Origin of the sequence: Burkholderia crassaminum, from assembly GCF_964265005.1 — a bacterium.
In the GTDB taxonomy this organism is placed as follows: domain Bacteria; phylum Pseudomonadota; class Gammaproteobacteria; order Burkholderiales; family Burkholderiaceae; genus Burkholderia.
This window is the reverse complement of the sequence record NZ_OZ183800.1, coordinates 102,989-114,861: the sequence shown is the minus strand read 5'-3', so window position 1 is coordinate 114,861 and position 11,873 is coordinate 102,989. Positions and strand designations below refer to the sequence as shown.

The 11,873-nt window shown below is 67.6% G+C and carries 12 protein-coding genes; 5 read left to right on the top strand and 7 right to left on the bottom strand.

What is annotated here, in order from left to right:
- Positions 1–256: 256 nt before the first annotated feature.
- On the top strand, positions 257–1,087 hold the full coding sequence (gene dapF / locus ACPTTF_RS17640) for a diaminopimelate epimerase (protein ID WP_423367563.1): 831 nt from the start codon (positions 257–259) through the stop codon (positions 1,085–1,087).
- A 219-nt stretch (positions 1,088–1,306) separates the two neighbouring features.
- On the opposite strand, the gene ACPTTF_RS17635 is transcribed toward dapF, so the two are convergent.
- From ACPTTF_RS17635 to ACPTTF_RS17620, 4 genes are all read right to left on the bottom strand, one after another.
- On the bottom strand, positions 1,307–1,735 hold the full coding sequence (locus ACPTTF_RS17635; protein WP_423367562.1) for a PRC-barrel domain-containing protein: 429 nt from the start codon (positions 1,733–1,735) through the stop codon (positions 1,307–1,309).
- 188 nt (positions 1,736–1,923) lie between these two features.
- Complete coding sequence (locus ACPTTF_RS17630) at positions 1,924–2,880, bottom strand: hypothetical protein (RefSeq protein ID WP_423367561.1); 957 nt, start codon at positions 2,878–2,880, stop codon at positions 1,924–1,926.
- Between the two features lie 16 nt (positions 2,881–2,896).
- A complete protein-coding gene (locus ACPTTF_RS17625; protein ID WP_423367560.1) occupies positions 2,897–4,027 on the bottom strand; it encodes a 3-deoxy-7-phosphoheptulonate synthase in 1,131 nt (376 codons plus the stop codon).
- 245 nt (positions 4,028–4,272) lie between these two features.
- Positions 4,273–5,589: a lipase family protein gene (locus tag ACPTTF_RS17620; protein ID WP_423367559.1), complete on the bottom strand. Its 1,317-nt coding sequence runs from the start codon at positions 5,587–5,589 to the stop codon at positions 4,273–4,275.
- 386 nt (positions 5,590–5,975) lie between these two features.
- On the opposite strand from ACPTTF_RS17620, the gene ACPTTF_RS17615 reads away from it, so the two are divergent.
- Genes ACPTTF_RS17615 through ACPTTF_RS17605 form a run of 3 tightly spaced genes read left to right on the top strand, consistent with a single transcriptional unit; the run spans position 5,976 to position 8,246 of the window.
- Positions 5,976–6,530: a hypothetical protein gene (locus ACPTTF_RS17615; protein ID WP_423367558.1), complete on the top strand. Its 555-nt coding sequence runs from the start codon at positions 5,976–5,978 to the stop codon at positions 6,528–6,530.
- 28 nt (positions 6,531–6,558) lie between these two features.
- The gene (locus ACPTTF_RS17610) at positions 6,559–6,981 is read left to right on the top strand and encodes a hypothetical protein (RefSeq protein ID WP_166955951.1); all 423 of its coding nucleotides are present in this window, start codon (positions 6,559–6,561) and stop codon (positions 6,979–6,981) included.
- Positions 6,981–8,246: a hypothetical protein gene (locus ACPTTF_RS17605; RefSeq protein ID WP_423369837.1), complete on the top strand. Its 1,266-nt coding sequence runs from the start codon at positions 6,981–6,983 to the stop codon at positions 8,244–8,246. Before ACPTTF_RS17610 ends, ACPTTF_RS17605 begins: the two co-directional genes overlap by 1 nt.
- Positions 8,247–8,336: 90 nt before the next feature.
- Here the strand turns inward: ACPTTF_RS17605 and ACPTTF_RS17600 are convergent, their stop codons facing one another.
- Positions 8,337–9,044, bottom strand: coding sequence for a YceH family protein (locus tag ACPTTF_RS17600; protein WP_423367557.1), 708 nt, complete (start codon positions 9,042–9,044; stop codon positions 8,337–8,339).
- Positions 9,045–9,446: 402 nt separating this feature from the next.
- Between ACPTTF_RS17600 and ACPTTF_RS17595 the strand changes: the two genes are divergently transcribed.
- The gene (locus tag ACPTTF_RS17595; protein WP_423367556.1) at positions 9,447–10,211 is read left to right on the top strand and encodes an SDR family oxidoreductase; all 765 of its coding nucleotides are present in this window, start codon (positions 9,447–9,449) and stop codon (positions 10,209–10,211) included.
- 13 nt (positions 10,212–10,224) lie between these two features.
- Here the strand turns inward: ACPTTF_RS17595 and ACPTTF_RS17590 are convergent, their stop codons facing one another.
- Both ACPTTF_RS17590 and ACPTTF_RS17585 read right to left on the bottom strand, forming a co-directional pair.
- A complete protein-coding gene (locus ACPTTF_RS17590) occupies positions 10,225–10,932 on the bottom strand; it encodes an MOSC domain-containing protein (RefSeq protein WP_423367555.1) in 708 nt (235 codons plus the stop codon).
- Positions 10,929–11,825: a dihydrodipicolinate synthase family protein gene (locus ACPTTF_RS17585; RefSeq protein WP_423367554.1), complete on the bottom strand. Its 897-nt coding sequence runs from the start codon at positions 11,823–11,825 to the stop codon at positions 10,929–10,931. The genes ACPTTF_RS17590 and ACPTTF_RS17585 overlap by 4 nt, the downstream gene beginning before the upstream one ends.
- Between the last annotated feature and the right edge of the window lie 48 nt (positions 11,826–11,873).

The following is an 11,873-nucleotide window of genomic DNA, read 5'->3' as shown; positions in this document are numbered from 1 at the left end:
CAATATGGTTTTAGATGGCATGCGGCGAGGGTGCCGCATACGCGTGACGTCGATGCGTCGTGCCGGGGTCTCGCGGAGACCGCGGCGATGGGCCGTAGTATTCCGTGCGACGGGGGCAGCTTACAAGCGGTTAACTACGTATGTGGAGCTACGTAGAATTACGTAGATACTGGTTGCGTGTACATCGTCCGGCGCGCGATTGATCGTGAACGGCGAGCCACGTACAGTGTTCACCTGTCTCTCTGCCGGAACCGCCATGCCGATCGGATTTCAGAAAATGCACGCGAATGGCGACGACTTCGTCATCGTCGACCTGCGCGGCCAGGATCAGGATCGCGTGCACGCGATCGACCGCGACCTCGTACGGCGCATGGGCGACCGGCACAACGGCATCGGCTTCAACCAGCTCGCGGTCGTGTCGGATTGCGAGGACGCGGCGGCCCGCGTCGCGTTCTGGAACGCCGACGGCTCGCCGCTCGACACCTGCGGCAGCGCGACGCGCGGCGTCGCGTGGAAGCTGATGCGGGAAACCGGCATGGCGTCGCTCGTGCTGCGGACCCGCCGCGGGTATCTCGTGTGCTCGAGGGAGGCGAACGGCCTGATCACCGTCGGGATGGGCACGCCGCTCACCGGCTGGCGGGACGTGCCGGTCGCCGAGGCACTCGATACCCTCGCGCTGCCGTTACCCGGCGCGCCGGCCGCCTGCAACATGGGCAATCCGCATTGCACGTTCTTCGTCGACGACCTCCGCGCGATCGATGTCGCGTCGCTCGGCGCGGCCATCGAAACGCATCCGCTGTTTCCGCAGAAAACCAACGTGCATTTTGTTCAGGTCATCGATCGCACGCATATCCGCCTGCGCATCTGGGAGCGCGGCGGCGGCGTGCCGCTCGGTTCGGGATCGTGTTCGTGCGGTGCGGTCGTCAACGGCATCCGGCGCGGGCTGCTCGACGATACGGTGCGGGTGACCTGCGACGGCGGCGACGTCACCGTTCAATGGGACGGCACCGGCAGCGTGTTCCTGAGCGGGCCGGTCGCGTTCGGATTCGACGGGGTGTGGGTGGACGAAGAGAAGCCGGCGATCTGATCGCCGGTATATGCGGCATTCACGGCGTGTTGCGGATCACTGCGCCGAATCGCGCACGATGCGCAGCCGCATCGTCATCGATCGTCGAGGCAATTCGTCCGGCGCCATGATGCAACGCCATGCCTCCGCCGACTCGCGCAGACTCGCATGGCGATTGACGGCCTGTGATCGCCAGCCCGGGCGCATTGCACGCCGGGCTGCGATACATCGAATCGACGATCAGTGCTTGTCGTCGACCTTTTTCGGCTTCGGCGGCGTCGGCACCTTCGCGTACTGGAACGCCGGCGTTGCCTTCAGCGCTTCCTTCGTCGCGCCCGGCAGGTAGATGTTGCCCTTGCGCACGTCGAGCGACGCGATCGGCACCGCGACGTCATGCGCGGCCACGCCGAGGAAGCCACCGGCCGACACGATCGCCGCCGACACCGAGCCGTCCGGCGCGACGATCAGGTCGCGCACGGTGCCGACCTTCTGGTTGTCGTCGTTATAGACGGCCTTGCCGAGCACGCTCTTCTTCACGCTCCAGCCTTCGAGCAGCGCCTGCGATTGCTCGACGGTGACGCTGAGCGGCTGCGCACCCGCGATCTGTGCGTGCGCGCTGACGCTCGAGGCGAGGACGGTTGCTGCGATGAGGGTCTTGTAGAAAGCCATGCTGTTGTGTACTCCGGTGAATTGTTGTCGGTGTCGGCGGCCGGCCGAGCCGCCGCCATGCATGCGCCGCATGAAGCACGGCGGCTCGCGCACGACGCGTTGCACCGGCCCATGTTAGCGTCACTCGCGAATCGCTGCATCGGACGCGATGACGCAGCACCGGCCACGCGACCCGCGCGACGGCAACATTACGGACACCGCAGCGAATCGCGTACGCGGTCGAACTCCGGCAGATAACGCGCGTAGTTCTCCTCGCGCGCCGTGTAGATCAGCACGCAGGTCTTCGTGTCGCCGGACGTCAGCACGGCCGCCTGGTGCACGGTTTCGTCGTCGAGCGCTCCCTTGTGCTCGCACATCAGTGCGGGCCGGCCGGCTATCGTGCCGTTCGCCGCGTGCGACCACTCGATCGCGCTGCCGCCTTCCTTGACCGCATCGACCATCCCGTCGCAGAAGCTCGACAGCGTGTCGTCGCCCTTCTCGCCGATGACGAACTCGATCCCCGCCGACATCAGCCCGAACCTGAAACGCCGGATCCGGTAGGTCGCGTCGCCGCGATCCTCCGGCTGGTTCGCGACCCGCCATCCGGCGGGCAAGCGCAGCTCCGCGGGCGCCGGATAATCGCGCACGAGCCGCAGGTCGCTGTCGAAGTTCAGCACGCCCGCGACACCCAGCACCACGATCGCCACGGCGATCGACAGCCAGACACCGAGCAGCGTCAGCAAGCCGATGCCCGCCGCACGCCAGTTCGACTGCAGCGCACCGCCGGCGGCCCGATGAGCGTCTACGGCCGCGCCTTGCGCGTGCCGTGCATAGATGACCGTGCCGGCGAGGCCGGCAATGACGACCGCGTGCACGAGCGCGTGCGGCACCGCCGCGGTTTCCGGAATGTCCACCGCCGCGTAAAGCATGATCGACACGAGCGTGACGAGTGCCGTGACGAGAATCTGCCGCTGCGCGAGCGCGCGGTGGCCGAGGCGCCGCGCGTTCGCCGCGAGCAGGATACCGCCGGCGAGCGGCGAGCCGAGAAACGCCGCCCAGCCGACGCCCGCCATCGTGAACAGCTTGCCGGGCGGCACCGTTGCCGCCCTACCGGAAGCAGCGGGTTCGCCTGGGATAGCCGGTGCGTCGGACGGGAAATCGGTCATGTCGGCGTCGCCCCCGTCACGCATTTCGCGAATACACGCGCCGTTGCCGCACGGCGTCGGCCAGCACGTCGAGCACCGGCTCTGTCTGCGTCCAGCTCAAACACGCATCCGTGATCGACACCCCGTACTTCAACGGCACGCCCGGCTTCAGGTCCTGGCGTCCGGCTTCGAGATGGCTCTCGACCATCACCCCGACAATCCGCTGCTCGCCCTGCGACAGTTGCCGTGCGAGATCCTGCGCGACGCCCACCTGCCGGTCGTGCGACTTGTTCGAGTTCGCATGCGAGCAGTCGACCATCACCTGCTCGCGCAACCCGGCCTTGCGCAGCACCGCGCAGCACGCCTCGACATGCTCGGCGTCGTAGTTCGGGCCCGTCTTGCCGCCGCGCAGGATCACGTGCGCGTCGTCGTTGCCGCGCGTCTCGAAGATCGCGGCCATCCCCATCTTCGTCATCCCCATGAACGCATGGCTCGCGGCCGCGGCGACGATCGCGTCCGACGCGACCTGCACGCCGCCGTCGGTGCCGTTCTTGAAACCGATCGGGCAGCTCAGGCCCGACGCGAGCTGGCGGTGGCTCTGGCTCTCGGTCGTGCGCGCGCCGATCGCGCCCCACGCGATCAGGTCGGCGATGTACTGCGGGCTCAGCAGGTCGAGGAATTCGGTCGACGCCGGCAGGCCCAGCGCGTTGATGTCGAGGAGTAATTGCCGCGCGGCGCGCAGCCCTTCGTTGATGCGGAAGCTGCCGTCGAGGCGCGGATCGTTGATGTAGCCCTTCCAGCCGACCGTCGTGCGCGGCTTCTCGAAGTAGACGCGCATCGTGATCAGCAGGTCGTCCTTCAGCGCATCGGCGGCCACCTTCAGGCGGCGCGCGTAGTCGAGCGCCTGGTCGTGATCGTGGATCGAGCACGGGCCGACGACGAGCAGCAGCCGATCGTCGCGGCCGTGCAGGATGTCGCCGATCGCGCGGCGCGTATCTTCGACGAGCGTCTGCGTGGCGGCCGGCACCGGCAGCTCGTCGAGCAGCAGCGCAGGCGAAATCAGCGGGCGCACGGCGCCGATGCGGACGTCGTCGATGCGCGTGGTGTCCTGCGTCGCGTCGGCGCTGCCTACCTCGCGATCGTGGGAAGGATTGTCGAGGTTCTGCATGGTGATTCTCCGGGGGACGTCTGGAATGATGGGCAGGCTCGATTATGGCACCCGGGCGGGACGGCGAAGGGTTGCGGCGGGAGGAACGGGCGCGGCCCAGGCGGAGCAAACGTGACTGCGGTCAATCCCGGAATGAAAAAAAGCGACCCATGAAGGGTCGCCTGGTCATGCGCCGCGGGTGCGGTGCTGTTGGGTGCTGTCGTGCTGTGCCGTGCTGTGCAGTGCAGTGCTGCGGTGCGCTGCGGCTAGTGCAGCGTCTCGGGCGCCAGCGAATTGCTCGGCAGCAGCGACGTCAGCCAGCAATTGCTCGGCGCGGCTTTTCCGTTGAAACGGTCGTAGAGCCACGGCAGCATGCCGGCCACCCACGGCACGATCGCGCCCGCATGTTCGAGCGGATACTCGTTGTACGTGACCGGCGTGCCGCTGGCGCAGAACTTCTGCGCCAGCGCGCGCACGTCGTACGCCATCATCACGCCGTCGCCCACCTGGCTGCTGAAGGTGCCGTCCAGCGCGCCCGCCGTGCCCTGGCCGATGAACATCGGGATCGTCGGCGATGCGGCCAGCCCGGCATTCACCTTGTTTGCGTACGTCACATACACGGGAATGCTGTTGATGTCGTTCGCGTATTGCGGCTTGAACAGCGTGCTCCAATGCAGCCCCGTGTACTTCGGCAGGATGTACGCGAGCGACTGGTTCTGGATGTCCTGGAACACGGCGACGCCGGTATCGCTGAGATAGGGCGTCAGGTCGAAGCCGTAGCCGCGCGACAGCCCGGCCAGCGCGGCCGCCGCCACGCCGCCCCACACGATGCTGCCGTCGACATAGCGCAGGTTGTGCGCGGGGTCGACCAGCACACCGCCTTCCGCCGCGCCGACGAGCTGCCTGTTGATCTCGGGCGCATAGCTCGGCGCGAGCTGCGCGGCCCAGTTCGTCGCGATCGCGCCGCCGGAATAACCGATCATCGCGACCTTGCTCGACGGATTCAGGCCGGTCGACGGCGTATTGAGCGCCGCGCGGATCGAATCGAGCGTCGTCATCCCGTATTCGGGGCCGGCGGCGAAGTCGGCCGTCTGGCCTTCCGTATCGGGCACGATGACGTTGTAGCCGAGCAGCAGCAGGGTCGACAGCGGAATCGATTCCGCGCTGTAGAGCAACGTGCCGATATTGATGACCTTCGTGACGTCGCGATCGCCGGCGATCACCTGCGACGGCTCGTCGTACGGGTTCAGCGAATCGTAGGCCGACTGGTACGAGATGGCCTGGCCGTTGCTGACCTGGCTCCGGATCACGGACGTCACGTTGACGACCGGCTGGTTCAGCGCGTTATTGGTGCGATACAGCAACTGCTGCGCGGTCAGCGCGGTCGGGATGCCGGCCACGTGATAGGTGACGTTGCGCGTGTTGAGCACCGTGCCCGGTGGAATCGATGCCAGCGGCGTGGTGCCGGTGTACGTGTAGAACGGATCGGACACGGCCGGCGCGCCGGCGCTGGCCGGCGGTGCGGCGACAGCCAGCGCGACGGACACGGCGGCCGCGGCCAGCATGAAGCGTCTGGAGGACATGGTTGGAGCCCCTGGGATAACCTGCTTTCATCGAAGGAAGTTCGGCGGTGTTGCAGAGCATCGTGTGTGCCGCTTCAAAACCGTTTCCGTGCCATCGCACTGTCTCCTGTTAATGAATAATCCGGCCTGTTCTGAATCTGTAATTTTAGTAGGAGTACAAACCGGATTAATTGAAGCACATCGAGAACGCGCTCGATGGGCGTTTTCCATTGTTTGAAGGAAAACGTCTAAATCCGCCGCCGCACGATGCGGGTGCACCGGCCGTTTGGCCGACTGTCCGCGTTTTGCCGAAGTGCCGTACGATCACGGCTGTCCGGTACCGAAGCGGCCGCGCCGCACGCCGTCTGCCAGCAACCGATCGTTCCCTGCCCGACCGACACGCCACGATGACCGTCTCCGAACTGCTCCGCGCCATCCGCCAACCGTATGCCGACCTGCTCGCGAAAGCGGCTGCACGGCCGGCCGTGATCGTCGAGCCGGCCTACCGCCGTGCCGACGGCACGCTCGCCACCGAAGGGCCGCTCGCGCTGCCGTGCCGGGCCGACCTCATCGCGACCGAAGGCGAAGCGGCCGGCCAGCCCGCGATGGTCGATTCCGCCACGCAGCTGGATTTCGAGCCGTTCGCGTTCGACCTCGAAACGGCGGCCGTGTCGATCCGCCCGTTCGTGTGGGACTGGGCCGCGATCGAGGCCGACGGGCTCGACGAAAGCGCAGCAATCGATGCGTTCAAGACCTGGTTCTTCGCGTGGTTCGATGCCGACGACGAGAACACGCCGGCCGAAGACGGCCTGCACGGGATCGTTCACTACCTGTCGGAACCGGTTCGCACGGAACAGGGGTGGCGCGTCAATGTGGATCTCGGCTCCGCGCCCGAGACAGCCGTCGAGGATCTGCTGTTCCGGCTCGTCGATGCGGGCGCTTCGCGGATCAGCGTCGGTTGACGTGCCGCTTCATTACTCTCACGCCATCATGAAAAAAGTCCTCGCAGCCGTGCTGCTCTGCGTGTCGCTGCCGGCGCTCGCCAAGGTGTCCACCGAAGTGTTCTGCTTCCGGTCGGACGGCGACAAACCCGTGCGCTTCGAGATGCGCACCTACTATGACGATGCGGTTAAATGGTCGGGCGGCATGGTCCGGTATGCGCAATCGAAAACGGCCCTGCCGCTGGTGATCGAGCACGAGGAGGATGAAGTGCTCGACGAAAGCCGTCCGCACCAGTACACGACGACCTGGGCCGAAATGGTCGGCGGCAGGATCAACGGGCGCTACGAAATGATGACCCAGGGCGCGATGGTCTATTCGATGACCTACACCAATGCGCGCACCGGCAAGCAGACCGCGTTCGGCCGCGCGCTGGATGTCGACGCATCCGAACAGACCGGGTGCCGCTGGTGATGCGCCCGCTGATCCGGATCGCGTGGGTGCTGGCCGCGCTGCACGCAGGCTTCGCGCATGCCGCGCCGCGCACCGTCTACGAAGGCACGCTGCAGGGCGCAGGCACCGTCGTCATGGAGCTCGACGATCGCACGGCGGCTGACGGTTCGATCTCGGGTCGCTACTTCTATGCACAGCTCGGCGTCGATATTCCGCTGCACGGCACGCCTGCGCAACTGGTCGAACCGCTCGTGCGAACGCAGTTGCCGGACGACGCCCGCAGTCCATTGGGATTCCGCGAGCAAGCCGATTTCGATCATGCCGCGGCCACCTGGCAGGGCACGCGGGACAAAGCCGGCTATCGCGGCCGCTGGACCGATGCGCGCTCCGGCAAGACGCGCAGCTTCACGCTGCGGCGCATCGCTGAATACGATCCCGACGCGGTTGCGCCCGGCTCCGTCGAAGCCGTCACCAACAGCATCGCCGGCGGCGTCGGCAGCGGTATCGCAAGCGGCGTGGCCATCGACATGCGGCAGGCGCCTTATGCCACGCTGAAGCTTGACGGGCACGCGCAGCCGGCCGGCCCCGAGATCGGAGACGGCACCGTCGCGTACCGGATGTGGCGCGACCCGCGCACGAAGCTCATGTATCCGCGTCTGAGCCGCCATCCCGATCCAGCGGTCATGGCACGGGTCAACCGCCTGCTCGAACAGCAGCACTGGCAGATGAATCTCGCCGCGCTCGAATGCGCGTCGACCCGCTATTCCGACGACGGGCCGGCCGCCGGTTCGCTCGGCGGCTACGACGACGAACAGGTGACGGTCACGTGGCTGTCACCTGCGGCACTCGGCATCGTGGAATCGGGCAGTACGTACTGCGGCGGCGCTCATCCGAACAATCACTACGATCCGGTCACGTTCGACCTGCTGCGTGGTACGTACCTCGACTGGAATCGCGTGATCGACGCGGCTACGGCAGGCAAGGACGGCGACCCGGGAACGAGCCCCGCGCTGGTGAGTTTCATTACGCAGTTGCGCGACAAGGCAACACACGGTCAGCAAGTGTCGGACGGCGAAGGCGATTCGCTGTCGTGTGCCGACGTGTTCCCGCAGTATCTGGCGTTCGAGCTCGATGCGCCCGGCAAGCTGTCGTTCGTCGTATCCGGGATCGGCCACGCGATGGGCGCCTGTCTCGGGCCGCAACTCGACGTGCCGTTTGCGGCGCTCGCGCCGATCCTGAGACCGGACGGCGCACGCTATCTAGTACCGGGCGTCAAGCTGAAGTAACGCGGCGGCGCGGGCCGTATCCGCATCGCGCCCCGGCCCGGCCGCGTGGCGACGAGGCCGGGCGAGGCACGCGCATCGCCGCCATCTGTGTCAGGACGCGTCGCCTTGCGCGTCGACGTCGATGCCCAGCTCGCCGGCCATCCGCAGAACCAGCGCATTCAGTCGCGCCACTTCATCCGCGAGGCGCTTCTGTTCGGCCTTCAGCGCTTCGAATTCCGAAGGCGGCACGGAATCCGCGCCGCCGGCATCCGCGCTCGCGAAGTCGGCCATGTTCACTTCGCCGCACATCAGGTGCATCCAGCGGTTCTCGCGCGCGCCCGGCGCACGCGGCAACCGGACGACGAGCGGCTGCGCGCGCGCCGCGAGTTCGTCGAGGAACGCCTCGACCGACGAGATATCCGCGAAGCCATGCAGGCGCGCGCTGTTCAGGCGCAGCTCGGCGGCCGTCTGCGGGCCGCGCAGCAGCAGGATCGTCAGCAGCGCGATCGCCTGGCTCGGGATGCCGAGCACACGGTTCATGTTGTGCTCGAAACGCGGCACGCGGCTGCTGCTGCCTTCCATCACGATGCTCAGGTGCTTCAGCCCGTCGAGCGCGGTCGTGACTTCGTCCTCGCTGACGTTCATCACCGGCGCGCGCGCGGTTTTCTGGTTGCAGCCCGCGGTCAACGCATTCAGCGACAGCGGATAGGTGTCCGGCACCGTGTGCTGTTTCTCGACGAGCACACCGAGAATGCGGGCCTCGAGGGGCGTGAGTTCGCGAAGGGCGCGTGGCGTGGGCGTATCCGGCGTGGTGTTCATGAGTGGCGTCGCAGCGTGCAGCAGGTGAAGGGAAACGGTCGCGGCCCGTCCGGCATCGCGCACGGGCGAGCCATATGATAGCTCGCGTCGCGCGGCCCGGCGCCCCCCGCCGCGTCGGCGCGCGAACTTGCCGCAGCCGGCTTTCGTCCGACCTGTCGGCCGACCGGTGCCGCGCGGCGATGGACACGCGCCGCGCCGGCGATTCCGCCCCGTTGCACGCGGCGGTGTTTGCGCGACACGCATGCGGGCGCTACGATATGCGTCACCCTGAAGTCCACGGCGGCATGCGGCCGCCTTCGCACGCATCGCCACGCATCGGCTGTCCCGCAGGCCATGCCGCCACGCATGCGCGCCGCGCGTCGCCACCGCTCATCCGTTCACCCCTTCGACCCGCTCACCGCCATGAACGCATCCTCTTCCGCACCGCACGTGCGCGCCATCGTCACCGGACACACGCGCGGCCTCGGCGCCTCGCTCGCCGAACAACTGCTGCTTGAAGGCATCGCCGTGCTGGGCGTGTCGCGCAGCCGTCATCCGGCGCTCGCGTCGCAAGCCGGCGACCGATTCACCGAAATCGAACTCGACCTGTCGGACACGCCGGCCGTCGTGGCCTGGCTGGCCGGCGACACGCTGCGCCGCTTCGTCGACGGCGCGTCGATCGTGCTGCTGTTCAACAACGCGGGCATCGTCGATCCGATCGGCCCGCTCGCCGCGCAGGATCCGGCGATCGTCGCACGTGCGGTCGGCGTGAACGTCGCGGCGCCGCTGATGCTGTCGGCCGCGCTCGCGCAAGCGGCATCGGCCACGACCGAATGCCGGATCCTGCACGTGTCGAGCGGTGCGGCGCGCAACGCGTACGCGGGCTGGAGCGTCTACTGCGCGACCAAGGCCGCGCTCGATCACCATGCGCGCGCAGTCGCGCTCGACGCGAACCGCGCGTTGCGGATCTGCAGTGTCGCGCCGGGCGTCGTCGATACGGGCATGCAGGCGACGATCCGCTCGACCAGCGAAGACAACTTCCCGATGCGCGAGAAATTCGACCAGTTGAAGTCGAGCGGCGCGCTCGCGACGCCCGAGGCGGCCGCACGACAGTTGATCGCCTATGCATTGAGCGATGCGTTCGGCTCGGTGCCGACCGCCGACGTGCGGGAACTGCCGAGCCACTGAGCCACGCGGCCCGTCAACCTCCTTCGAGCCGCTTCGCCCAGTCTTCGACCTGCCGCTCCGTCCGGCGCTTGTCGAGCATCTTGCGCCATCCGGGCGGCAGTATGGGGACGTCGCACAGTGCCTCGAGCGCGACCATGTCGAGCGTGCGCCGGTACAGCACGTCGAGCACCGCCGACAGCGTCCATTGCGGACAGGTGCGTCGATGCAGCGCCAGCACGTCGCCCGGGGCCACCCAGCCCTCCTGCAGCACGCGGTAATACCACCCGGTCCGGCCGCTTTGCTGCACGAGCGCGGCCATCCGCGGATGATCGAAACGCGCGTTGAGCTTCCAGCACGGCTGTCGCGACTGCGACACCTGAAGCACGGCACCGCCCAGCGTGAACTCGTCGCCGAGACACACGTCGTGCTCGGTCACGCCGCGCGTCGACAGGTTCTCGCCGAACGCACCCGGTTGCGCAAGCACGTCGCGCGCGCCGATCTGCGCGGCCCACCATGCATAGTGATCGTGCGCATAGTGGTGCACCGCCTTGTCGGGGCCGCCGTGATGCCGCGCATCGGCCTGCTCGTCGCCGGCAAAACCGAGCGCGCCCAGCCACAGACGCGAGCCCACCGGCTGCTTGTCGATCGCGCTGGCGTGCGGCGTGCCGGCCAGCGGCCAGCTCTTACCGACCCGCACCGCGCCGATAGCGGCCGAGATCGCCGGCCGTGCCGCCTCGCTCATGTCGTCACACCGTCCGGCAGCGCCGCGAGCAGGCGTTCGAGTTCGCGCGTGCGCGCGTCGCCGAGCGGCATCAGCGGCTTCCTCGGTTCGCCGGCATCGAAGCCGCACAGGCGCAACCCGGCCTTCACGGTCACCGGCAACCCGCCGTTGACGATGAACTGCAGCAGCGGCAGCTGCGCATGAAAGACCGTCCTGGCGCGCGCCAGGTCGCCCGCGCGCATCGCGTCGAACAGCGCCAGCGGCAACGCCGCATTCAGGTTCGGCGCGGCCGTGCACCATCCGGCCGCGCCTGCCGCGAGCGCGGCGAGCGCCATCGGGTTGCTGCCGTTGTAGAACGGAATCGCGCCGTCGCTCAACTGCGCGAGCCGATGCATCCGGCCGATGTCGCCCGTGCTCTCCTTGACCATCGTCACGTTGTCGACGGTCCGGCAGATCGTCGCGATCAGGTCAGGCGACATGTCGACGCCGCTTGTCGCGGGGTTGTTGTACAGCATGATCGGGATGCCGATGGCGGCGCCGATCGCGCGGTAGTGCGCGACGATCTCGTCGTTACCGAGCTTCCAGTACGACACCGGCAGCACCATCACCGCATCGGCGCCGGCCTGTTCGGCGAAGCGCGCGCGGCGCACCGCGCCCGCCGTGGTGAGGTCGGAAATGCCGACGACGGTCGGCACGCGCCGGCGCACCGCGCGGATCGACGCGGTGGCGACCGCCTCCCATTCGGCGTCGGACAGGTATGCACTCTCACCCGTGCTACCCAGTGGGGCGATCGCGTGGACGCCATCGGCAATGAGCCGCTCGATCAGCGCATCGAGCGCTTTCAGGTCAACGCTGCCGTCGGCGGAGAACGGCGTGACCGGGTAGGCAATGATGCCTTGCAGCAGGATGGACACGATGTGTATTCCTCAATGATTGTCTGACGAGATGGAAACGACGCACGC